At 57.2% G+C, this 22,942-nt stretch carries 17 protein-coding genes and 1 pseudogene; 7 read left to right on the top strand and 11 right to left on the bottom strand.

Annotation, left to right across the window (positions count from 1 at the left end; genetic code table 11):
* The first annotated feature begins 99 nt into the window (after positions 1-99).
* From AC1RZR_RS37050 to AC1RZR_RS37030, 4 genes are all read left to right on the top strand, one after another.
* Entirely contained in the window at positions 100-270 is a 171-nt protein-coding gene (locus tag AC1RZR_RS37050; RefSeq protein ID WP_481829882.1) for an Lrp/AsnC family transcriptional regulator, read from the top strand.
* A 28-nt stretch (positions 271-298) separates the two neighbouring features.
* On the top strand, positions 299-592 hold the full coding sequence (locus AC1RZR_RS37040) for an Lrp/AsnC ligand binding domain-containing protein (RefSeq protein WP_488657414.1): 294 nt from the start codon (positions 299-301) through the stop codon (positions 590-592).
* Positions 593-812: 220 nt separating this feature from the next.
* Positions 813-2,018, top strand: coding sequence for a M20 metallopeptidase family protein (locus AC1RZR_RS37035; RefSeq protein WP_481829881.1), 1,206 nt, complete (start codon positions 813-815; stop codon positions 2,016-2,018).
* Between the two features lie 69 nt (positions 2,019-2,087).
* Complete coding sequence (locus tag AC1RZR_RS37030; RefSeq protein ID WP_481829880.1) at positions 2,088-3,068, top strand: GlxA family transcriptional regulator; 981 nt, start codon at positions 2,088-2,090, stop codon at positions 3,066-3,068.
* A gap of 331 nt (positions 3,069-3,399) precedes the next feature.
* Here the strand turns inward: AC1RZR_RS37030 and AC1RZR_RS37025 are convergent, their stop codons facing one another.
* From AC1RZR_RS37025 to AC1RZR_RS37015, 3 genes are all read right to left on the bottom strand, one after another.
* Positions 3,400-5,550, bottom strand: coding sequence for a ParB/RepB/Spo0J family partition protein (locus AC1RZR_RS37025; protein ID WP_481829879.1), 2,151 nt, complete (start codon positions 5,548-5,550; stop codon positions 3,400-3,402).
* A 285-nt stretch (positions 5,551-5,835) separates the two neighbouring features.
* A complete protein-coding gene (locus AC1RZR_RS37020) occupies positions 5,836-7,032 on the bottom strand; it encodes a DUF932 domain-containing protein (protein ID WP_481829878.1) in 1,197 nt (398 codons plus the stop codon).
* Between the two features lie 414 nt (positions 7,033-7,446).
* Entirely contained in the window at positions 7,447-8,673 is a 1,227-nt protein-coding gene (locus AC1RZR_RS37015) for a threonine synthase (RefSeq protein ID WP_481829877.1), read from the bottom strand.
* A 533-nt stretch (positions 8,674-9,206) separates the two neighbouring features.
* Between AC1RZR_RS37015 and AC1RZR_RS37010 the strand changes: the two genes are divergently transcribed.
* The 3 genes from AC1RZR_RS37010 to AC1RZR_RS37000 all read left to right on the top strand — a co-directional run bounded on the left by AC1RZR_RS37010 (position 9,207) and on the right by AC1RZR_RS37000 (position 13,081).
* Positions 9,207-10,436, top strand: coding sequence for a M24 family metallopeptidase (locus tag AC1RZR_RS37010; protein ID WP_481829876.1), 1,230 nt, complete (start codon positions 9,207-9,209; stop codon positions 10,434-10,436).
* A gap of 24 nt (positions 10,437-10,460) precedes the next feature.
* The gene (locus tag AC1RZR_RS37005; protein ID WP_481829875.1) at positions 10,461-11,471 is read left to right on the top strand and encodes a succinylglutamate desuccinylase/aspartoacylase family protein; all 1,011 of its coding nucleotides are present in this window, start codon (positions 10,461-10,463) and stop codon (positions 11,469-11,471) included.
* 449 nt (positions 11,472-11,920) lie between these two features.
* A complete protein-coding gene (locus AC1RZR_RS37000; RefSeq protein ID WP_481829874.1) occupies positions 11,921-13,081 on the top strand; it encodes an ArgE/DapE family deacylase in 1,161 nt (386 codons plus the stop codon).
* Positions 13,082-13,369: 288 nt separating this feature from the next.
* Here AC1RZR_RS37000 and AC1RZR_RS36995 read toward each other — a convergent pair whose 3' ends face one another.
* The 8 genes and pseudogenes from AC1RZR_RS36995 to AC1RZR_RS36960 all read right to left on the bottom strand — a co-directional run bounded on the left by AC1RZR_RS36995 (position 13,370) and on the right by AC1RZR_RS36960 (position 22,753).
* Entirely contained in the window at positions 13,370-14,827 is a 1,458-nt protein-coding gene (locus tag AC1RZR_RS36995) for an MmgE/PrpD family protein (protein ID WP_481829873.1), read from the bottom strand.
* Between the two features lie 370 nt (positions 14,828-15,197).
* A complete protein-coding gene (locus AC1RZR_RS36990) occupies positions 15,198-15,695 on the bottom strand; it encodes a GNAT family N-acetyltransferase (RefSeq protein ID WP_477278939.1) in 498 nt (165 codons plus the stop codon).
* A 212-nt stretch (positions 15,696-15,907) separates the two neighbouring features.
* A complete protein-coding gene (locus AC1RZR_RS36985) occupies positions 15,908-17,074 on the bottom strand; it encodes a M20 family metallopeptidase (protein ID WP_481829872.1) in 1,167 nt (388 codons plus the stop codon).
* A 532-nt stretch (positions 17,075-17,606) separates the two neighbouring features.
* Positions 17,607-19,040, bottom strand: a pseudogene (locus tag AC1RZR_RS36980) (transketolase-like TK C-terminal-containing protein); the annotation flags it as partial.
* A gap of 302 nt (positions 19,041-19,342) precedes the next feature.
* On the bottom strand, positions 19,343-20,083 hold the full coding sequence (locus AC1RZR_RS36975) for an amino acid ABC transporter ATP-binding protein (protein WP_481829871.1): 741 nt from the start codon (positions 20,081-20,083) through the stop codon (positions 19,343-19,345).
* A gap of 197 nt (positions 20,084-20,280) precedes the next feature.
* A complete protein-coding gene (gene ehuB, locus AC1RZR_RS36970) occupies positions 20,281-21,156 on the bottom strand; it encodes an ectoine/hydroxyectoine ABC transporter substrate-binding protein EhuB (RefSeq protein WP_481829870.1) in 876 nt (291 codons plus the stop codon).
* A gap of 285 nt (positions 21,157-21,441) precedes the next feature.
* Positions 21,442-22,104: an amino acid ABC transporter permease gene (locus tag AC1RZR_RS36965; protein WP_481829869.1), complete on the bottom strand. Its 663-nt coding sequence runs from the start codon at positions 22,102-22,104 to the stop codon at positions 21,442-21,444.
* On the bottom strand, positions 22,094-22,753 hold the full coding sequence (locus AC1RZR_RS36960; RefSeq protein WP_477278949.1) for an amino acid ABC transporter permease: 660 nt from the start codon (positions 22,751-22,753) through the stop codon (positions 22,094-22,096). The genes AC1RZR_RS36965 and AC1RZR_RS36960 overlap by 11 nt, the downstream gene beginning before the upstream one ends.
* Positions 22,754-22,942 lie beyond the last annotated feature (189 nt).

Raw genomic sequence — 22,942 nt, 5'->3', positions numbered from 1 at the left:
ATGAAAGCACTTGCGGTTGAGAGGGCTCCTGCGTGATCAACCTTTAAGCCAGCAATTTGAGGCCTTTTTCCAAAGGGATACCCAACAAGAGACTGCTGAATGAAACTGGACAAAATCGACATTAAGATCCTACAAGCCATTCAAAAAAATGGCAGGATTACAAAGGCTAAACTGTCTGAATTGGTTGGATTGTCGGTCAGCCCTTGTTTCGAACGGCTTCGCCGAACTCGAAAAGGCTGGCATCGTCCGGCGCTACCTGGCGGACATTGACATCGATCGCCTTTTCAAAACGTTGGTTATGATCGTCGAAGTCACCATGAAGGATCATACCACCGCCAGTGTACTTCAATTTGAAAACGCTATTGCCAGATGTCGCGAAGCGGTAGAATGCTATGGCGTTAACGGTCAGATTGACTATGTTATCAAATTTGTATTCCGCGATATAAGCCATTATCAGCTTGTGATCAACAACCTTATTGAAATGAATGTCGGAATTGACAAGGTATATACCTATATCGTTACCAAGAATGTCAAGCGGTTCAGCGAATACCCCATCGACGACCTTTATTCTTCGGGCGACGACCGGTCATGATTAGCACTTGACATCACTTCTTCAGCAACGTGGCGGCTACCGCTCATTGAGTGCCTTAAGCGGGCCTCTCAGCTAGTTTGAGCCCTTCGCAGCGTAGGATCATTCTGGATATGGGATGCCTACAGAAAATTCGCGATGTCAGCCGTCGCTAGATGATCGATTTGTGCGGTGTACGGCGGATAGACTAAGTTTTGTGCTAAGAACATGAACGGTTCCGACCATGCGTGATAACACCTACCTTACTGGGGCGGAATGTGAGGCGGTTCTCGAACTGCGTCATGCCATGCATCGGGAACCAGAGCTTTCCAATCAGGAGCGAAAAACTCAGGGCCGAATCTTGGCGATGCTCGAGCGCTTCGGGGTGGAGGGCGCCCGGCCTTTCCATAACACCGGACTTTATGTCGATATTGTCGGTAAGGCTGTAGGGGCTGGGCCTGCAATTGCCGTTCGCGGCGACATCGACGCTCTGCCGATCCACGAAGCGCGGGCTGATCTCCCCTATCAATCCCAAGTCCCGGGCGTGATGCACGCCTGCGGTCACGATATCCACGGCTCGATCGCACTGGGTACGGCCTTGGCTTTTCACCGAATGCGCGACAACTTTGCTGGGAAGATCCGTGTGTTTTTTCACCCCGCAGAAGAGGCTGAACCGGTTGGCGGTCGCTCCATCGTCGAAGGTGCGCTCCTTGCTGGTTTTAATTATGCGGTTGGATTTCACGTTAGCCCTGATCTTCCTTCAGGCACCTACGGCGCCCGGGAAGGCGCGGCTACAAAGTCGGCGGACCAGTTTCGGTTGACCATAAACGGCACGATGAGCCACGGCGCGGCGCCGTATAGAGGTGTGGACTCGATAGCCATAGCGGCCGCGTTCATTAACGAGGTGCAGAAAGTGGTTTCACGCGAGATGCCGCCCGACGACGCTGCAGTAATCACCGTTGGCACCATCCATGGAGGTGAAGCAAGTAACATCATCTGCCCGCAAGTTGTGCTCGAGGGTACGATCCGGACTAAGAGCGCGGAACGAAGATCTCTTCTTGTGCAGCGCGTGAACGACATCGCGTTGGGTGTGGCGACGTTGCATAGAGCTCGTGCCGATTGTGTGATCAGCACTGGAGAACCCCCAGTAATCAACGATTCTAAGCTTGTGCAGAGATTCAGGCAAATGGTTAGCGACACAATCGGCAAGGACCGTTTCCGGGACGATAAAACAGCTGAAGGAAGCGATGACTTCGGGTTCTACTCTGCAAGCGTGCCCGCAATATACTTTTGGTTTGGTAGTCGGGAACCCGGTCACGAGTCGGGCTTGCATACGCCAGCTTTTGCCGCTTCGGACGACTTGGTCATTCCTACCACTGAGTTGGCAATCAAATACTGCTGGAGCTTGTTGGAACAGACAAACGATCGCAGCCTCGCGCTGACCTCGTGAGCTCAATAGCAAACGCAGCTCAGTTTGAGACCGAGCACGTATTGTCCACATCTTGTTCCAGAGGTTTGAATGACATTTCATGCACCTCGCCTACGCGGCCAACTCAAAATCGGCTTTATCCTCGCCCAATCCTTTACGCTTTCTGCGTTTGCGATGTTCATTGATACTTTGCGCCTCGCAAGCGACGAGGCTGATCGATCTGGGAGAGTTCTGGCTGACTGGGAAGTTTTGGCCAGCAACCGCAATTTGATCACCTCAAGCTGCGGCGTGCGCGTCGCGCCAACCTCCAATTTTTTGGATCCAAGTGATTTTGATTATATCGTTGTGGTCGGAGGCTTGTTGGCTGCAGATATACCGATCGACGGCCAGACGGTCGCCTTTCTCAAGGCGGCAGCAGCTAAGAAAGTAACATTGATCGGAGTATGTACCGGGTCCTTCATTCTGGCCGATGCCGGATTGATGAGGCAGCATCGTACCTGCGTAAGTTGGCTACATTACAAAGAATTTCGAGAACGGTTTCCCGGCCATTTGGTACGCTCGGACCGCATCTTCAACCTTGACCGTATGAGAGGGTCATGTGCCGGCGGCAGTAGCACCGCCGACATGGCCGCTGCGATAGTGAGAAGACACATAGGTATTCGAGCAGAGAAGAACGCTTTGGAGGTCCTCCAAATCGATAGGGCCCGATCACCGAGGCATATACAGCCGCGCAAACCGCTGTCGGTGGACTGCAGCGATACGCGTATTCAGGCCGCCCTGATCGTCATGGAAGGCAACATTGAGACTACACTCTCTATCTCCGAATTGTCGGCTGCGGTCGGGTTGTCTCGCAGACAACTGGAGCGCCTTTTCATGAAGACGATTAAGACCTCGCCCGCCTCAGCGTACCGCCGCGTGCGCCTCGAACGGGCCCGTCATCTGTTAGCAGAGACCGGGACTTCGCTTTTGGATATTGCCATCGAGGTCGGGTTTGAAAATGCTTCGCATTTTACACGCGCTTTCCGTGAGACATTCGGAGTTACGCCAAGTCACCTTAGAGCCTCCAGTTGAGGAGCACTGTCTTCAAAGTTGGGTCGGTGGATTGAGCCAACGGCAACTGATGTAAAATCCCAGCAGCCTTTCGATCAACGAGATTTTATTGCTCTCCTGGGTTTGCATTTGGCGGGCGTTAATAATTAGCCGTCCTCGGACGAATGCGCGCGGCGGCTCCCGGCCGGCGAAGTTGCATTTTTGAATTTCAATCTTTTGGGCATTATGGCGATCTTGCCTCACGGCTCTGAAGCCGAAAGCGCGCGCGCTGTGGCGATCCCGGGCTTGAGGGTGAGTTGGAACTGGATTGGGCCCGGCGGGAGTGCCGGGCCCGGTGCGAGCGTGAGGCCGGTTATTCGGCGGCCTGCAGCTGGTCCGTTTCGTCGCTGTCTATGGTCACCGGCTCATCGGAGGACGGATCCGCCTCGTCGGCAAGGAAGGCCGGCAGCTCGGCGGCATCGCCATCAAGAGCCGCCTCGTCCGACATCTCGCTGGCGGCCGCGTCGCCAGCATCGGCAGACACTTCATCGACCTCAACGCGCAGCGGCTCAGGCAGCCAGTTCGAGCCTTCGAGAAGACGGGCAGCTTCACGGGCCATGATGTCCTTCTTCATGTGGTCGATCAGCTGCGCGGAGTCTGCGCCACGCGCTTCACGGACAGCCTGTAGAATCCGCGCCTTGGTGAGCCTCCCGAGGAACTCGACCGTGGGCGTCCAGCCCGCCTCGATCATGTCGAACTGGAGCGAGCGGCCAAGCACGTCTGCATGCTCGAGCGCCTTCGCTCGCCTGTTCCAGGGTTCGACCACCGCATTGAGGGTCAGCGAGACGCAGTGCGCGAACAGCGCCTTGCGGCTTGCTTCATCGAGGCCGAGAAGGAAGTCCCACAGGCCTTCCACCTCATCGGGCAAATCGCGGTCCCAGGCTTCGTGCCGCTCGGCGATCTCCTTGGCCCACGATGTCTCGGTAAGACCGTCGACCTGGCTGAAGCTGCCGCTCTTCAGGCTGATCTCCAGGCACGTGTCCGGCGCGAATCGATAGAAGACCTGCAGGGCGAAGGCATGGAGTGCGGCGATGATGGCGATATCGACGTCGCCGGCGAGCGCGTTGCGTAGCGCCAGCGTGCGTTGCGCGGTCAGGTCGAAGACGAGCCGATCAGGCAGTGGCTTGATGCCATCGTCCTCGCCGTCGTCGCCAAAGGCGCCATTCACCGGCTGGCCGTTGACGACAACGCCATCGCCGTCGTCGTCGCCATTAGATCGGGTTTGGCCCTCGGTGCCTCCTTCCTCGCCCTCATCGACGTCGCAGGTTTCGGGCCGCGGCTCGTCCTCGGACCTAACGAAACCGGCGTCGACCTGGAGCTTACCGTTCGCGGCAAGCGTAACGAACACCCCGGCAATGGTCTTTTGGGCGGGATCGTAGCTTTGAGGACGATCATCGATCGCATCGAGCTCGGCACCCAGCTGGTCGAGCTTCGCCTCGATTGCCTCGTCGGTCTCCTCTGCCTTGGCATAGTCCGCATCCAGCTTATCATATTCGGCCTTCAGCGCGTCGTAGCGTTCGATCTCCTCGGCGCTGAGCTCCTGCGCGTCGGCGTACATGCGCCGCATTCCGGAGGTGTGGCCATAGGGAAAGCTGATCGCCGCCTCCACCCATTTCCAGCCTTCGGCGCGGATCGCCTCGGCATCCACCTTCAGCCTGTCGAAGACAAGCTGCTCGAGTAGTGCGGCATCCTGGTACCAGCCGCCGGAATCCTGCTCGAACAGGTCGCGCAGGATGACGCCGCCGGCCGCCTCATAGGCTTCGGGGCCGACATAGACGGCCCGGCGATCATCGGCCCGCACCGTGGTCTCCGTCAGCAGGCGTCTGATGTAGTATGGTTCCTGCGTGTGCGAGCTCGCAATCCGCTCCCAGACCTGCTCCTGGCGAGCGTGATCGTCCGAGATCGAAAACGCCATGATCTGTTCGAGCCGGATCTCGTCATTCTCGTAGAGCTCGAGAAGCTTTGGCGATACCGATGACAGCCGCAGACGCTGTCTCACTGTGGCCGGCGACACGAAAAAGCGGGCGCCGATCTCGTCCGGATCGAGGCCCTGGTCGCTGAGTGTCTTGAAGGCCCGAAACTGGTCGAGCGGGTGCAGGTCGGCGCGCCGCAGGTTTTCGGCAAGCGAATCCTCCTCGGCCGAGGTCTCCTGCCCGCGATTGACGATGCAGGGGATTGGCTCATTCTTGGCCAGGCGCTTTTGCTTGATGAGGATGCCGAGCGCGAGATAACGCCGGCCGCCGGCGGGCACCTCGAACGTGCCGGTCTCCTCGCCCTCGCCGTCGAGCACGGGACGGACGTTCAGGCTCTGGATCAGCTTTCGCCGTCCGATGTCTTCGGCCAGCTGTTCGATCGACACGCCGTCCTTGACGCGCCGAACATTCTTCTGCGACAGCATCAGCTTGTCATAGGGAATATTCTCGGCGGCGTTCATCGCGATCTTCTGAATGGCGCTCTTTGCCATGGTCAGGTTCTCCATGACGGGCGGTCCGGGGCCTCTCCCCGAACCTCCAAGCCCGTCAAAAACCCTCCCCTCCCCCCTCTGCCTCCAGGCCTCACGCCGACCCGGCCCCGGCTCAGACCTCGACGCGGCCGAGCCGCCGGAGGCGCATCCCTCCAGCATGTTGGCTTCACCGAGTTCTCAAACGAAAAAAGCGCCGCCCTCTTACTTCTGAGGACCGCGCTGCGATTGATGGGGACAGCCCGGACGGGGCCGGCGACGAAGTTTTCGCTACCGGCCTCCGCAGGATCAGGCGGCAAAATCGAGAAGCTTCTTGGCCTTGCCCTCCATTTCCAGGCGAACATCCTGATGCGGCTTGTCGCGCGCGATCCGCGTGATGCCCTGCACGAAATCAAAGATCGATTCCGGCGGTCTCCCTTCCTCCATGAGAACAGAATCGATGATCTTCGTAGTCTCGGACTTGGAGAAGCCCCGCTTACGCAGGAAGCCCTGGCGGTCTTCGTCGTCTCTGGCAACGATCCGTTGCCGAGCCGTCTTGATGCCGTTGACGAACGGCATGGGCGAGGATTCGGCAAACTGGATCAGGGCCGGCTCGGCTTCCATGGCGAAACGGGAGGCCGCGTATTTTGAATGGCGAATGGTGATTTCCTCGAAATCTTCGACCCCCCACAGATTGCGATTCTGACAAACCGCGCGGAGATAGAAGCTGGCGATCCCGAGGGTGCGGGCTCCGACTTCGGAATTCCAGCAGTAAAAGCCGCGGAAATAGAGATCAGGTTCCCCATTCGGCAGCCGCCCCGCTTCGATCGGGTTCAGATCGTCGACGAGGAACACGAAGATATCGCGATCAGACGCGTAGAGCGTCGTGGTGTCGCTGGAGATGTCGACGTGCGGATTGTAAATTCCCGTTGACCAGTCGAGCACACCGGGCACTTTCCAGCGCGTGTCGCCGGTACCGTTGCCGGCGATCTTTTGCACGGCGTCCACCAGCTCTGAGTCAAATATTCTGCCGTAGTCAGGGCCTGTCACCGCCCGCAACTCGAGGCGTCCGTTCTCGATTTCCAGCGTCTTCACCTGCTCGGCGCGATGGTTGAGGAGACCGTGCTGGAGATTGATCGCCGCGAGCGGAGCTGGAAGCTGACGCAGATATGTGGCCGCGGCGCCGACCAGGCTGGCGAGTTGGCCAAAACTCCAATGCGTGGGTGCAACAGGCGCACGCGCATCGGGCAGCATTAGCCTCAGGCGCTCGGGATCGTCGCGGCTGGCCTCGACGCGGATCAGCTCACTTTCGACGATGCGGGTCTTGCTGCGCTCCGACCGTCTTTTCACCGAATTCCGCAGGTCGGTGAGTGACAGGTATCGCTCGTCCGCTGGGCGGTTGAACCATTCTGACGACACGCGGCCGATGCGCTGGCCGCGGCTGACGTCGACCTTGTAACCGGCACGCTCGTTGCGCTTGGGTGTGTGAATTTCCAACTGGGTCATGGGTGTCGCTCCTCGGCGGGCGCCGGAAGACTCTCTCCCGGACCTTTACCCGCCACCGCACCCCGCCCGCCCTCTTCCTCTCCCGGCACCCGCGCGCCACTAGAAGCCGCCCCACTGTCGGCGCAAACAGCCTGCCGGGTGCATTTTCCGCCGCCGCCACGCGGCCGGCTACGGTGTCACGACCCGCTACTTGGCTGGTTCATAGTCGAACGAAACGCGGTTCCGCCGCGTTCAGACCATTGGGAACGCGTAGGGCTTTGGTTTTAGGTGACGCGCCTTGGCGGTGTCACCAAGAGACACCGATCCCCACGTATGTGGATCCGATCGCAGCCGAACGGCGCGGCGAGGCTCCCTGGGCAATCGCATGGGTACCTTCCGGAGAAATTAGATGCGGCTAGCCTATCCTCAACACAGCTACCGTGACGCCGAAAGCGGTTTCGTCGGCAGTCGATCAAGAAAGCGAGCGTGTTCCTTGTAGCCATGGGACGTGGCAACCAGCACGACGCGGGCATCCGACGCGACCTTCTTTTCGCTGATCAATTTGCGCAAACCCGTCAGGGTGGCGACGCTTGACCGCTCGAGATACAGTCCTTCTTTTGCGAGAACCACCTGATCGGTGGCGACGTCATCACCATCTACCGCGACTGGTGAGCCATTTGCGATCTCGAGCGCATGCAGTGACTGCTGGGTGACAGTGTTGCCACCGATCGAATCCATGGTGGTATCACCTGAGAAGGAGCCAACCATGCCGTGGCCGGCGAGGGCGCCGGAAATGCGAGGATAGGGCTCCACTGCATGGATCCTGGGTATCGATCGCGCCAGGCCCGAATCCCACAAATCCTGATAACCTTTGGCGATCCCCCAGAGCAGGTCTCCGCGTGCGGTCGGCACAATGATGTCTGTCGGCGACACCGCCTGGAGCTGCAGGTGAAGCTCAAGAGCTATGGCACGATAGGCGTCGACGCCAAACGGATTACTCCCAACGGGTGGGATTGTGAAATTTGTTGCCGGATACCAATTACCTGTTCTCGCATGCTGGGCGATGAGTGCCCATCGATCATCAGAATGTTCGGTTGCGACGATCTGTGCGCCGAGCATTTCGATGGCCCGCCGCCAGTTCGGGCTGATATCCGGCGTCGTGACAACGACACATTCAAGACCGCTTCGCGCGGCGTAGGCCGCCACCGACACCCCTGCGTTTCCACTTGAGGCGACGGCGATCGTCTTGGCTCCGATATCGAGGGCCCGTTGAACAACTATCCTTCCCATCCTGTCCTTGTGGGAACCAGTGGGATTGGCGAACTCATTCTTAGTACACAATGCGCTTATGCCCAGGGCCGCAGCGAGCCGAGGCAGATTTGACAATGGCGTGTTGCCTTCCCCCAAACCGGAGGGCTCTGGGTATGCGAGCCAGTCGCCAATCGTGTCAAAGTCCAATGACGATGGCCACGCTGTATAGTGCGGTGCAACACTTGCCGGCGTGCCCGCTTCCATACAAGCGGGGCACCCTTCGAAATAGTCCATCAAGGAATGGATGACCTGACACCGAATGCATTGCATGCCGTCGATTCTGAAGTTGGTCTTCTTGGGCACAGCCTTATCCTTGTCGGTGGTTGGGATGGTATCCTGGATCACATCCACCAGGCGGGCGTCCGCTGGCGGACCCTAAAAATGCAGAAGGCAATACGCGTCACGGTTGACATGTTCGGTATACCTAGTATGATTGATACAGTTTCGTCAACCGGGGGACGACAATGGATGCGTCCGCAATCGGCAACCGAGCAGTGTTTTGGGTTCGGAGTGCATCGCTTGTCCGATGGATCGGCTGGCGAAAGAGCCTTAAGCTTGGCAGTGCCAAGATATCGTCAGATGACGTTCCCGCTTCGAGCCAGCTTTCCGGCCTCCCAATCCATTGCTTTCAGTTCGCATTTACGCAGCGTGAACCGCAATTTACCTCTCAGCCGCTGACGCAAAGTCGGTCCCCTAATAATTGTCTCCGGATTCCTCTGTCACCGCGAGAGCAGAGCGTCGGCCGGGCACCCAATTCGATCCGACTTCGAGACATCTCTGTGAGATCCGGCCGATAGGTTCAAGCGATTTTGTCCGGGCAGCGTCGAACTTTCGATCCGCTGGTCGCTCATTCCACCTTCCAGTCCCTAGGGGAATTTAAGTTCATGAAAAATGTTACCGCCGGTGAGAACAAGTTGTACCCCTCATCCACGATAACTTTGAACGCGAGGCCATTGCCGCCTTCACCATCCGTTCCTTTGGCGGAGCTCGAAATGCGGCTCAGCCGCGCGCGGCTGGAGATGACTCGCGGCGCAATCGATGTCATGATTCTGACGGACGAAAATAATGTTAACTACTTCACCGATTATCGAACTTTCTCGTGGGGGTATAACGCTCGGCCTGTACTGGCCGTTGTTACGACTGATCATGTGCTCATCGTGGGAAGCCTCACCGAATCCAAGCTAATCGAGAGCGCACCGAGAGTCTTTGCGGCTCTTCTGTATGATGGCTACCTACCTGAGGCTGTGGATTCCATTGCCCACTGGATCGGCACGATGCCTGCCGCTGGCCGCCGACGCATTGCGGTCGACTTCGGGCCCGACATGTTTGGACGCGGTTCACTCCACTTGATCGATCGCCTTCGCGATATGGCTTCAGACCGGAGTGTTACCAGTGCGGTGGATCTTCTGTGGCAAGTGCGGTTGATCAAAACGGCCTTTGAAGCGGAGATGAAAAGGATCGCGTTCGATATAGTCAACAGAGCCTTCGATCAGGCTATTGCGAATGCCTATCCCGGTATCACTGAATATGAGCTCTGCCAGATGATGCAGGCGCAAATATATCTTAACGGCGCTGAGAGTGCACCGCCGATCGCTATGCTGTTCAGTGATGGCGATTTCTTCTACGGCCGCCATCCATCGGAGCGTAGGCTCAGGGAGGGACATTACATTTGGACAGATTTCCGCGCGACCTACGGCGGTTATCCCGCCGATCGCAATCGAATCGCAAGGTGCGGCGATCCAACTGACTGGGAGATCGGTACATATGAGCGCGTCCGCTCGTTAACCATTGAACTCGCCAACAGCATCAAACCTGGGCTTCGCTGTTGCGACATCTACAACAAGTTCCAGCACCTGTGGAGAGATGCTGATCTCGGCCAAATCTACGGACAGGTCTCGCGCATTGGGCACGGCGGTGGCCTCGACGTTACCGAGCCTCCGTCGATATCTGCTGCTGATGAGACTGTAATTGAGCCAGGGATGATTTTTCATGTGGAGCCGAAGCTCGAGAAAAACGGCGCAGTCTTTCAGTTCGAAGAGGTCGTGTTCGTAACGGATGCGGGCGTCGAGTTCCTGAGCGAGCTTTCGCCTGAGCGCGTCCCCGTCATCAAGTAGCAAAGCAGTCAACGAGAGCGCATCATGACAATGACATCGCGAATCTGGACGCCTATCGACTACGAGCGGGATGGCAAGTTTAGCGATTGTCTTCGGCTACCTCACTCCACCGACAAGTCGGCCTATGGCTGGGTTCCTATTCCAATCGTCAGCATCAAAAATGGCTGCGGTCCGACGGCATTGCTGATCGCAGGCAACCACGGCGACGAGTATGAAGGTCAACTGGCGCTGAGGAAACTAGCGCGCGATTTGCGCCAAGAAGATGTCTCGGGTCGAGTGATCATTATTCCGTCTCTGAATTTTCCAGCAGTAAAGGCAGGGCGACGGGTCTCTCCACTCGATGAGGGAAACCTCAATCGGTCATTCCCCGGCAAGGCCGCCGGTACTCCAACCCAGATGATAGCTCACTACGTCAGCGAGGTCCTGCTGCCACTGGCGGACCTTGCAATCGACCTTCATTCCGGCGGGTTCTCGCTCAATTACGTTCCGTGCGCACTCATCCGATACGGGCGAACACCTCAAGAGCATCAAAAGCTCTTAGAGCTTATGCAGGTTTTTGGGGCACCCGTGAGTTTCGTCAGCAGTGGTGATGGCGGCGGTGGCGCCACTACCCTGAATGCTGTCGCTGGAGAACTCGGCGTTCCGATCATCACCACAGAGCTCGGAGGCGGCGCCACTTTGTCGTTAGCAGGGCTCGATGTGGCTGAAAACGGTGTAAAGCGCCTCCTTAGGCACATCGGTGTCGCGCCAAACATACCGGTGCCACCGAGCTCTGGAACGGAACTCATGGAAGTCCCGAACCGCGACTTTTTCGTATACGCTGACGCGGATGGGATATTCGAGCCTCAGGCTTCGATTGGTCAACCTGTCGTTAAGGGCGAGTTGGCTGGGCGGCTGTACTCGCTTGATGATCCGATGCGGGAGCCACTAGAGATCCGCTTTCCTCAATCCGGCCGTATCGCTTGCACTCGTTTCCCTTCGCTGACCAGCCGCGGTGATTGTCTCTTCAGCTTGATGCGTCCGCTCGCGCATTAAGCTTAGCCATCGCGAATTGACATATATCGCGTCTGCCAGGGCACTCGGAGGTTAAGCGGATGCTCGGTTGAATCGTGTCAGCATTTCGGAATTGAACGAGCTGACATGGGCGCGCTCAAGTATGGGCTCAGGATCCTTCGGGGATGCACGCCAATGCGATCTGAGGAACTACTGTATCGATAGATTTTGACAACCACGAAGGTAGATAATTTCAACGCTCGACCTTCCCGACCAAAGGTTTCGCACAATGACCAATGAAGCTGCCAATAAGCGCTCCCCCTCAATGAGTGCCGTTTCTGAGGCCGATCGCAATCGTATCCTCCTCGCTGTCGACGAGGCCTTTGAAAGGCAGGTTACCTTCCTGTCAGAACTGGTACGCTGTGTTTCCCTTCGGGGACAAGAGGCCGGGATCCAGGCATTGGTCGAAGCGGCGCTGCAGGAACGGGGTTATGCGGTCAACCGCCAACGGATTGAATCCGGCACTGATAGGTCAGCATCCGGCATTTTCCCCTGCAACGGTCAGCTACGAGGACTCATGGAATGTAATCGGGACGCACACATCGGCAACCTTACTGGGACGGTCGCTCATCCTGAACGCCCATGTCGATATTGTGCCCACAGGCGATCCGAACCGTTGGCAAGACCCACCCTTCAAACCAACCAGACGTGGTGACTGGGTTTACGGCCGCGGTTCCGGCGACATGAAGGCAGGCTTGTCTGCAGCGATTTTTGCCATAGACGCAATTAACGCTGCGGGCCTTGAACTGACAGCGCCCGTGCAAATCCATTCCGTCGTGGAGGAGGAGATCACCGGTAACGGAGCTGCAATGGCGTTGGCGAGCGGACTTGTCGCTGACGCGGTGCTAATTCCAGAGCCGACCGATGAAAAGCTTGTTCGCGCAAATTCCGGGGTGATCAAATTTGCCATCGCGGTTGACGGAAAGCCGGCCCATCCGCGCGAAGTCAGCAGCGGCGTGAGCGCCCTCGAAGCAGCCATCCGGATCATCGATCACTTGCGTAAACTTGAGGCACGCTGGAATGGGGAGCGGGTGATGAAACCATTCTTCGGAAACGTGGAAAATCCGGCCGCTCTGACGATAGGGACCATCAAAGGTGGCGAGTGGATTGCGTCTGTTCCATCATCCTGTTGCTTCGAGGGGCGCATCGGCTTTTATCCTGGCGACAGCCCTCGGGAGCGGATGAAGGAGTTCGAAGCCTTTGTTGCCACCGTGGCTGCCGGGGATCCATTGGTTCAGCGCTGCCCAGAACCCGTTGTGCAATGGGTCGGCGTCGTGCAAGCGGGCTATACTCTTGCGCCCGGAACGGAAGCGGAATCTGTTCTTGCGGAGGCGCACATTGCTGCCAACGCACCCAAAGGTCCTCCCTTAAAGACATACGTCATGGCTTGCTATCTGGATGCGGCCCTCTATGCCGTCCACGCAGGGATTCCGTCGCTGGTTTACGGCCCCATCGCGGAGAACATCCACGCGGTGGACGAGCGAGTGTCCCTATCATCTTTGCGACGGGTGACTAAGACAATTGCTCTATTCGCGGCAGAATGGTGCGGTGTTCGCCCCGCGTGCAATAAGAAACCTACCACAGAGATTTGAGTTTCAATTAGGCAAACACACGACTTCACCGCAGGCAGGGATGCGCATCTTCTCATGTGCTCACTATGGCAACGATCTCGACTTCCGATCTGATGGTTGCGCTAGTGCAGGCTTGATCGAACCTGCCCGCTTTTATCTTGTCTGTGTTCGCCGCGGCTCTCGCCGACGGCGATGCTCTCGACGATCCGGCCCAAAGATGGCTTGTATCGCCAAAAAGCTCAGCGGGCGCCGAACCTTTTACTGACTAAATACAAGCTAATCAACTCGGATATTAAGCACCGATGCTGGTCACGGACACCTCAGTAGCTTAATCATTTCATTTAGAGAGCTCAGCCGTTCCATATTCATCGCCATTTCGACAATGTTTGTTCCATCTTTTTCGAGTGGCGTTCCACGAACGTTTCGCAAGAATTTTTTCTCAACATCTGAGTTGTTCAACGGTCTACGCCAGTGTCCCGGCGGGAACATCACGGTCGCACTGTAAGATTGACCGTCATTCATCAGAACGGTGACTGAAGATAGATACTGTCGATCATTCCAGAATGCTTGTTCGGCGACCGGATCAATCTCGATCTCAATTTTCTTCGCCAACCCCGTTACAGTGGGGCTTTTCATTAATGAGGGCGAGTACCACTCCCTGCCCGGCTCCTTAGACAGTAGAGCCATAGCTGATACGTATTGGACTGAAAGCTGAGCATCGATATCGGTGGCAGGTGCGCTGTCAGAAAACCATTCGGAAATTCTTGCGAAACAACGGATCTGGACCCGATCGACATTCTCGTGGTCAATCTCGTGTGCACTCACCAGAGTGGAAATAGCGTCGATTGTCGTATGAAGAAAACCACAGCATGGAAATGCTTTAAGAGACGACTCCCTTGTGCGCCACACTTGCGTTAGGCCGTTTGACAGCTGAGTGGGATCAAACCTGTCGGATCCAATTATTCTTGCAAAGCCCCTTTCGGCGTCGCTCACCATCGCAAAAGGACCAATGATATCTCGACGAGCGCAAATAGCAGCGTCGATTCCGCCTAGTGCCATTTGACCATAATTCGCTTTGAGGGCATGCGCTGGCCGACCGTACTGAACGTACCACAGAGGGACGGAGGTGTTGGCGGCTGCATGGCCTAGCGCAGATCGGAATTGCTCTTCGGTCCCTCCGGACACCACCATAGCAGCTGCCCCGGCCGCTATACCATGCCAGGCGTGATAGACAGCGAATCGGCGATAAACTTCAGGACTTGCGAGAGTTGCATCGTGTACCCGGATACCCGCCTCATAGCCCGCAACAACTCCCGCGAGAAACTGCTTGGGCGACGCATTCAGATCTTCCGCCATCGCTAAGGCTGCAGGTATGACGGTTGCGCTTGGATGGCCAACGGCGACATCCTCATAGTCGAGGACATCAGCCAGCCAGGCGTTTACCTTAGCGGCCAAGGAAGGCGCCAACTGGCGCGACGTGCCAGGAACGCAACAGCCGCTTGTCTTGTTTCCGCTTTCGTATGCATCCAGAATTTTTTCGCCCAGGGACGTGTTCGCACCGGCGATGATACAACCAATCGTATCAAGGGTAATGAGTTTGGCCTTATGCTGAACGTCATCAGGGATGTTGTCATATCGCAGATCAGTGAGGAAGCGCGCCAATTGGCCGGCGGGGGCGTGAATTGGGTCACGGGGAAATAGAATGTGTTCAAACAAGTTGGCTGCATTCGTTTCATGGTCGAACGCGGAGTTTCTTTCTGTCGACATTAGCTTTCCCTGCCGCTTAGCCCATAGCCAGGCTGAACCATTGGCTCCTTAGCCCTGCGATGAACCAAGAGCGCCACGTTTGTGTTAAGTTGCTATGTACTTGGCGCCTCAATAATTCACATAATATTGGCGGGCCGACTTCGCCCGACCGGACCGTGGGGCAGGTAACGGATGTTGACCATCCGGCCGCAGCACACTGCGGGGCCGTCCGCAAACCGTCTCCAGGCGTTCCGCTCCTTTGGCGTTGGCCGCGATCAGCACCTGATCGATCTCGCGTCAGATCCCACTTGCGGCCTCCTAATTCGCGATTTTTTTTGAGCAAGGTTTGACCAATGCAGTCCATGGTTACCCCATGGCATCGACGGGTGGCTCATTTCGCGTGCTCTGACTCCCAATCGGGTCGCACTATTGCGAGGACAAGCTCATCGCAGCGCTTCCCGTTCATAACCCAACTGCCGCGTGCGATGCCCTCCGCTCTGAATCCCACTGCTTCGTAGGCTCTCCGGGCCTGCTCATGGTCATGAAGACAGCCGATCCATAAGCGATAGACATCCGTCTCAAGGAAAGCCGCGTCCACTACAAGACGCATCATCCCCTTGCCAAAGCCTGAACCGGGCTGGGCGACGGCAGCACGGAAAACCAACGTGACTTGACTGGTCGAGGCCCAATCTCTCAGTATCGCAAAACCCACCGGCTGGTCGCCTGAACAGGCCACGAAATAAGCGAAACGCGGGTCAGCGAGAGCGGCAGCATGCTGATCCTCGGTCCATCGGCCGACCAACTCGCCGTAACCTTCGCCTCGCTCGGTGGCCATCACGAATGGAATGTCGACCGCTGTCGCGCGGCGCAGCTCTAATTCAGGGTGCATGGATGTTTTCCATCTGCCGAATGCGTCCGTGTCTTACTAATCTGTTGGATTTCGGAACTCTCGTATCTGAAGCGATCGAGCGGTTGCACTCGGCGCTTTTGTGAAGCGGTTGTGGGCTGCCGACGGTCGCCGGCTTGCAAGGCATAACGCCGTCCCGTCATTCGTCCGTCCTACTAAACCAGCCTCTAGCTTGGTGGTGACATTGGGTGTGGCTACCGCCCTAGCGTCTCGAAAAGCCGCAGCAACAGCGTGGCGCGTGGGACGAGGGATGAAATGACGATTTGCTCCTGATGACTGTGTGCTCCCCGGCCGTCAGGCCCCATCCCATCGAGTGTGGGTGCAAACTGGGCCGTGAAATTGGCGTCCCCGCCAATCGGACCATTGACGCCGACCAGCTCGAAGCCGATTTCGGCCGCAAGCTTGTGTGCATGCTGAAAGAGCGCCCCGATCTCAGGGGTTTTCTCGTAACCAGGACGGCGACCCCTCCTGGCGGTCACCTCGATCGTCACCCCCGGGTCGTAAGACTTGAGCGCGAGGACGCGCGCGATGACTTTCTCGGCGAGCTCCGCGTCGGGTGAGCTCATGCTGATCTTGGCGAAAGCATTCTCTGGCACGATACCTGTACTGGTCCCTCCCCCGACGATTCCAACGTTGACGGTGAGGCCCCTATCGTAGTCATTCATTGACTCGAGATCGATAATTTGCCGCGCGAGTTCAAGGACGGCGCTGCGTCCGTCTTGTGGGCCCAGCGAGTGCGCGGACCGGCCGGTTACTTGCAGGTCGAAGCTCGCCGTGCCGCCCTTACGCGAAGTGACGATCTTGCCGCCGTCGCGCGCGGGCTCTGTCACCAATGCGTAACGCGCACGGCCGGCCTCCTCCTCGATCAGTGCGCGCGAGGTGGGGCTTCCAACTTCCTCGTCCGAGACAAACAGATGGCGAACCGGGAGCTTCGCTGGTCCGCCGGCACGGATTAGATGGCAAAGAGCGGCGAATGCGATCACGGCTCCGCCCTTCATGTCGTAGATGCCGGGTCCATAGGCGGCGTCGCCCTCGACCCGGAAGGGGAGATCGCCTGCTAGCGTGCCCACTGGATGCACTGTGTCGATATGGCTCACCACGAGAAGGCCAGGCTCGTCGCCGGCCCAGGGCGAAGTAACAAGGAGCAGGTCGCCGTAGCCGTCGCGACCTGGGATACGCTTCGTCTTGGCACCGGCAGCTTTACCATCGGATTCAATCTTGTCGACCAGTCGGTTTACCGCCGCAGCATCGGCCGATGGCGTTTCAATTTCGACCCAGCTTCTGATTTCATTGAGCAGAGCTTGCGTCTCGAAAGTTGCGTTGCCTGGCTTTTCGCTGGTCACGGTCTGATCCCTCCTCATTATCGATCGACCCGAGTCATTGCGCGCTTATGCTGCGCGGGAGCCGTGCGTCGGGCCGGGAAACCGGCTCGTCTCGAGCAGCAGCGCAGCAGCGAGTTCACCTTCACCAAGGTATCACGGAGCCCTGGGGCGTTCGCTTCTGATAGTTCCTATGACTAGATATGCTAGGCATACATGGTGTGTCAATACATGCCTGATAGTCCGAAGAGCTGCGGTTCGCCGGGCGCACCGCTTCTCTGAAGCCAGCGTGGGTCCCCGCGGCTAGGCACTGAAGCGCATATCCAGGTAAGCGGCTATTTGACAGTTTCGGCGCGGCCTCAGACAAATAGTCTGTAGCAGGGAAAAGTGTGAGGGTAGTTCCATCGAGCGAGCGGTTGTGGTGCTTGGAAAGGCCACCTATAGCCGCGTCGCCGGATCAATTGTCCTGCAACATTCGATGAAGTAACCGATCCACCTTCCCCTCTACACCAATAGCCTTGGACTCGCGGAGCAATCTGTGTTCGACGCGGTATGGCGGTCTGAATTGCAAGTTCTACGCAGCCCAACCGACTTTGCGCCCAGGTGTAAGGTTTGAAGCGATCTCGGCGATATTTATGGCATCGAGGCCGTAATGGCGATAGAGGTCGGCGACGGTTCCCGTCTGGCCAAAATGTTCGACACCCAGACTGTGGGTGCGGTGGCCGATGACGCCGCCAAGCCATGACAACGTTGCGGGGTGGCCGTCGATCACCGTGACGATCGCCGTGTGGCGTGGCAGCGCCGCCAGCAGCCGTTCGATATGGCCGGTCGCACCAACCTGGCCGCGGGCGCGGGCCCGCATCGCGGCCTGCCAGCCGGCGTTGAGCCGATCGGCGGAGGTCACTGCGAGCACGCCGAGGTCGCGGCGCCGATCGGCCAGCATTCCGGCGGCAGCGATCGCCTCACTTGCTACTGTCCCCTGATAGGCAATGACAAGGTCACAGTTCGGACCTGGCTTTCGCAGCCAGTAGGCCCCGTCAATCACGCCCTGTTCGAAGGCGGCGTCGCGCGCCCGATTGGGTTGCTCGAGCTGACGCGTCGATAGGCGCAGATAGACTGCTCCACCTGTCTCGTCGCGCAGCCAGGTTCGCTCGTCGGGATCTCCCTCACCGTCGCGTTGCATGTAGTTGAACGCCCAGCTCATGATAACTGCCAACTCGTCGGCGAATGCCGGCTCGAAACTGGCAAGCCCGTCCTGACTCATGCCGATCAAGGGGGATGCAATCGACTGGTGCGCGCCGCCTTCCGGCGCCAACGTCACCCCCGACGGGGTGCCGACGATCATGAAGCGCGCATCTTGGTAGCAGGCATAATTGAGTGCATCGAGGCCGCGCGAGACAAACGGGTCATAGACCGTTCCGATCGGGATCAAACGTTCGCCAAACAGCGAGTGAGATAGCCCCATCGCGCCGAGCAATAAGAACAGGTTCATCTCAGCGATCCCGAGTTCGATGTGCTGGCCTTGCGGCGTGAAACTCCATTTCTGGGCGCTCGGCACCCGCTCGTCGCGAAATGTGTCAGTCAATTCGGTGCGAGCGAACAATTGCCGCCGGTTGACCCACGGTCCGAGGTTGGTCGAAACAGTCACGTCCGGAGACGTCGTGACGATGCGGTTTGCAAGCTCGCTGTCCGATTTTCCGATGGCATCCAGAATCTTGCCGAACGCTGTTTGTGTGGAGATTATCTCGCGCGGGCTTGCCGGCGTTGGCACCGCATCGGGCACGATTGCAACAGGTGCAGTTCGATGGCGCCGGCGGCCACCAGCAAAGAACGGTGTGCCGGCAATGAAGGCATTCAACGCTTTCCCGTCCAAGTGAAGCCCTTCGGCGGGATCCCACTCATGCCCGTCGCGGATGTTCATGCGTTTTTTGAATGCTTTCATCTGAGGCTCGGTCATCAGCCCTGCGTGGTTGTCCTTGTGCCCAGCAAGCGGCGTTCCCCAGCCCTTCGACGCGCAGGAGGCCTGATGGCCGCCAACCTTGACACCATCCACCTTCTCACGCCGGTTTGCCTGAGCGATAAGCCAGCAGGATAGCCACAAAACCTTCCGCTCGATCTCGCGCAGTATGCGTCTAGAGTCTGCCTGCATGGCTTGCAATGAGACCTCCCTTGCTCTTCTGGTCACAACGATGCCCGGATAGCCATCGACAGTCCGCACTCGCTCGTAGCTGATGGAAAGTGGCACGGCGCTTCTCAGCCAACAGTCCGCAGTCCTTCAACCGCGCTCCGCCTGTGCACGTGCTCTGTTCTTTAATGCAGGATTTGATCGAGGAAGCGGCGGGTACGTTCCGCCTCGGGTGCGCGAAAGAATTTCTGCGGCGGCGCTTCCTCCACGATTTCGCCTCCGTCCATGAAGATGACCCTGTCGGCTACCTCGCGGGCGAAGCCCATCTCGTGTGTGACGCAGATCATCGTCATTCCGTCCTTTGCGAGACGGGTCATCACATCAAGAACTTCTTTGATCATCTCTGGATCGAGTGCTGATGTGGGCTCATCGAACAGCATGATCTTTGGCGCCATGCAGAGCGCGCGGGCGATCGCCACGCGCTGCTGCTGACCGCCCGAAAGCTGCGCCGGATATTTATCAGCTTGCTCGGGAATACGGACTTTCTCAAGGTTGCGCATGGCGACCTCCCGCGCTTCCACTTTGTCCATCTTCTTCACACGGGTAAGTGCGAGGGTGCAATTCTGAACAACAGTCAGATGCGGAAAGAGGTTGAACTGTTGGAAAACCATTCCAATGTCGCGGCGGAGAGCGGGGAGATTCGGCATACCGGCCGCCAGTTCGACACCATTGACAACGACCTTGCCTTCTTGATGCGACTCGAGATGATTGATGCAGCGGATGAGCGTCGACTTGCCCGACCCCGATGGACCGCAGATAACGATCCGCTCGCCGTTCCGGACCGTGAGGCTAACGTCTCTCAGAACCTGAAACGCACCGAACCACTTAGACAGGCGACTAATCTGCACCGCGGGCTTGGGCTCCATCTTTGGCTCCATCCTTTCAGGCCTCCTAGTAGGTGCCCGATACGCGCAAGTTTACTTCCATCCCAAACAATCACGCATTCTGTGCGCAGACATGGCAAGGGGCATCAGGAGAGGAACGAGTTCTGTAACGCCACGAGAGGCGGGGCAGTACGTCCATCTACCATCAAATGGCTGGTGCCCGCTTGCAATGCCAAGCTCTACTTGAGGCTGCAGAGCTGCTCTGCGGTGACTGTCGCCGTCTCAGTCGCGATACCATACTTTTGCTTAAGCTTCTCAAACGTGCCATCGGCCTTCATTTCCGCAAGGCGCTTGTTGTAAGCCTCACGGAGGTCCTTGTCCTCCAGCCGAAATCCTAGCGCGGACGCGCCACCGGCCTCGACTCCATTTTTCGAAATGTATCCAGTAAATGGAGAGGCAATCTCGACTACGCCCGCAAGGTTCGGATCTTTAACCGTTACTGCTACACTAGACGCCGCTGCCGGCAATCCATTAGCGCGACCACCCGTCAAAGCAGCTATAGCGGCGTTGTAGTCTGTGAGCTGCAAGATCTGGGCATCCGGCACACCTGCAGATTTGGCGTGTTCAATGGCAGCACTGCCGCGATCGGCAGCTATCAGCAGCTTAGGGTTAGCAGCTATATCCGCGTAGCTATGAATGTTGAGTGGATTTCCCTTCATGACGAGGAGGCCATCCTTTTCGATCACATCGGGGTCACTAAAGCCGACCGCCGCGCAGCGGGTGGGCGTGATCCACATCCCGGCGCCGATAATATCGAACCGCTTTGATTGGAGGGAAGAAATAAGTGCCGGAAACTCGGAGACTACAAAGTCGATCTTCTTGAGCCCCAGCGGTTCCAGCGCAGCCCGAACCAGGTCAGGGTCAAACCCGGTAACATTTCCGCTTTCGTCCACGTAGCCCCAGGTTCTGTCGTTGACGATCCCAACTGTGACCTTCCCCTCAGACACAATCCTCTCAAGGGTTGTCTGGGCGGCAGAGGAAGGCGACCCGGCCCAACTAAATGCGAACATCATGCTGGCAACACCGATTATGGTTCGTCTCGTGATTTCATTCATTCTAGTCTCTCCCATGAAATGCGACAAGCTACCAACCATACCATGTATACCTTGTTCGTCAATAGCGAGGTTTACCTTTTCCTAAATTGTGACCTGAAACTCCGGCGAACTCCATCCACCTGACCCCGTCTTGTGCCCTGTCGTGCTACCCAACAGATCAGATATCAACTTACCAGCCGCCTACTTCGGGTAGCTTTCAAATAAGGACAGCGGGGCGGATTTACGCGTCAAGGGATGGAGCTGCATTGCTGTAGGCATGGCGCTGCAATCACCTCCATATTCTAATCACGCCCGCGGAGTGCCAATCCCCAGGAACCGCTCGAGACGCCCGATGAAAAACACAACGACCAGCGCTAGAATTAGGAAGAGAACCCCGGACACGAAGGTGGGCTCCGCGTAACGATAGGTCTCCGCGGCCACATCAAACGCGCGGCCTAGCATCTCGCTTACGCCAAGGACGGCAAGCAGCGGTGTGGCCTTTAGGATGGAGACAGAATAAGCGCCAAGCGGTGCTGCTACGTTTCGAAGCATCTGGGGCGCCGTCACGAACGCCACCCTATCGAACCATTTAAGACCAAGACTTCGGGCAGCTTCACTTTGCCCGGACGGTATTGCGTCTATCCCGGCTTTAAAGACCTCAGCGATGTACCCCGAATAGTAAACGCTTAGCCCGAAGATGCCTACGAACATCGCTGGCAGTTTGACACCATAATAAGGCAGAACGAAAAATAAAAAATAAACCTGAACCAACACTGGTGTCGATCGTATCCCATCGATCAAAAATTGCGTTAGCAGGCGCGCTAGACGGTGAGAACGTCGTAGCATCTCCCATATGAAACCCAAAGAGGTCGCGCAGATAAAACTCAAAATGGCGACCGTGATTGTGATCCCAATGCCCTGTAGAATTCGAGGCACAATCTGCAACGCGAAATGAACATCAAAATTCATGTGACGCTCCCCGCCCTTTGGCAAACGTTTGTTCCAGATATCGCCCGAGAATAGTTACCGGATAACATATTAGCAAATAAGCCAGCAAAAGACCGCCGTAAATCCCAACTGGGTCATATGTAAGTGCAAACAACTTTCCTGCTCTGTCGGTCATATCTGAGAGAGTTAACAGAGAAACCAGAGACGTCCCTTTAATAAGTTGGATCGCCTCATTTATAAATGTTGGGATCATCGCCACAATTGCTTGAGGCAACTCAATCATACGAAGCACGTCGAAGCGGCTCAGCCCTAGAGCCAATCCAGCCTCACCTTGCCCACGATCAAGAGCTTGCAACGCCGCACGAACCGATTGGCTGCCATACGCGCCGGCGTTGAGACCAAGCACCAAGGCCCCAACAGCAAACCCAGACAAATAGATATCGAACGCAGGAAGGGAATAGTAAAACGCGTAGAGGAGAACGATGACCGGCGAACTCCGCCAGAATTCGATGATGGCGGTAACGATTCGCCGGTAGGTACCGGTTGAGAAATGCTGCAGGACACCCGCAACGAGAGCGAATGGGATTGCGTACATGAGCGCGAGAATGGTAACGCTCAGAGTAACTCCAAATCCGCTGTATATTCCGCGCATGATGTCAAGGAAGCTCATTCACTTCGCTCCTTTTACCAGCTTTCAGGGCACGAGCTCTGGTCGTCGAACCTAGCGGCCACGCCGCGAGCCGATGCCGTTGTTTTGCTGAATTCCGACCTCCTCATTCCGACCTCCCCATCAGTTGACAATCAAAGATACTTATACTAGGTATATCCAGTGAGTCAATGGCCGACGTGACGTCAGCCG

The organism is Mesorhizobium bavaricum (genome assembly GCF_056781655.1).
Note: the sequence above shows the minus strand (reverse complement) of the source record. Positions and strands in the feature narration are given on the sequence as shown.

Excerpts from the sequence above, each read along its gene's own strand:
- AC1RZR_RS37050 (WP_481829882.1), top strand. The coding sequence starts at position 100 with ATGAAACTGGACAAAATCGACATTAAGATCCTACAAGCCATTCAAAAA.
- AC1RZR_RS37040 (WP_488657414.1), top strand. The coding sequence starts at position 299 with ATGATCGTCGAAGTCACCATGAAGGATCATACCACCGCCAGTGTACTT.
- AC1RZR_RS37035 (WP_481829881.1), top strand. The coding sequence starts at position 813 with ATGCGTGATAACACCTACCTTACTGGGGCGGAATGTGAGGCGGTTCTC.
- AC1RZR_RS37030 (WP_481829880.1), top strand. The coding sequence starts at position 2,088 with ATGACATTTCATGCACCTCGCCTACGCGGCCAACTCAAAATCGGCTTT.
- AC1RZR_RS37025 (WP_481829879.1), bottom strand. The coding sequence starts at position 5,550 with ATGGCAAAGAGCGCCATTCAGAAGATCGCGATGAACGCCGCCGAGAAT.
- AC1RZR_RS37020 (WP_481829878.1), bottom strand. The coding sequence starts at position 7,032 with ATGACCCAGTTGGAAATTCACACACCCAAGCGCAACGAGCGTGCCGGT.
- AC1RZR_RS37010 (WP_481829876.1), top strand. The coding sequence starts at position 9,207 with ATGAAAAATGTTACCGCCGGTGAGAACAAGTTGTACCCCTCATCCACG.
- AC1RZR_RS37005 (WP_481829875.1), top strand. The coding sequence starts at position 10,461 with ATGACAATGACATCGCGAATCTGGACGCCTATCGACTACGAGCGGGAT.
- AC1RZR_RS37000 (WP_481829874.1), top strand. The coding sequence starts at position 11,921 with ATGCGGTCAACCGCCAACGGATTGAATCCGGCACTGATAGGTCAGCAT.
- AC1RZR_RS36995 (WP_481829873.1), bottom strand. The coding sequence starts at position 14,827 with ATGTCGACAGAAAGAAACTCCGCGTTCGACCATGAAACGAATGCAGCC.
- AC1RZR_RS36990 (WP_477278939.1), bottom strand. The coding sequence starts at position 15,695 with ATGCACCCTGAATTAGAGCTGCGCCGCGCGACAGCGGTCGACATTCCA.
- AC1RZR_RS36985 (WP_481829872.1), bottom strand. The coding sequence starts at position 17,074 with ATGAGGAGGGATCAGACCGTGACCAGCGAAAAGCCAGGCAACGCAACT.
- AC1RZR_RS36975 (WP_481829871.1), bottom strand. The coding sequence starts at position 20,083 with ATGGAGCCCAAGCCCGCGGTGCAGATTAGTCGCCTGTCTAAGTGGTTC.
- ehuB (WP_481829870.1), bottom strand. The coding sequence starts at position 21,156 with ATGAATGAAATCACGAGACGAACCATAATCGGTGTTGCCAGCATGATG.
- AC1RZR_RS36965 (WP_481829869.1), bottom strand. The coding sequence starts at position 22,104 with ATGAATTTTGATGTTCATTTCGCGTTGCAGATTGTGCCTCGAATTCTA.
- AC1RZR_RS36960 (WP_477278949.1), bottom strand. The coding sequence starts at position 22,753 with ATGAGCTTCCTTGACATCATGCGCGGAATATACAGCGGATTTGGAGTT.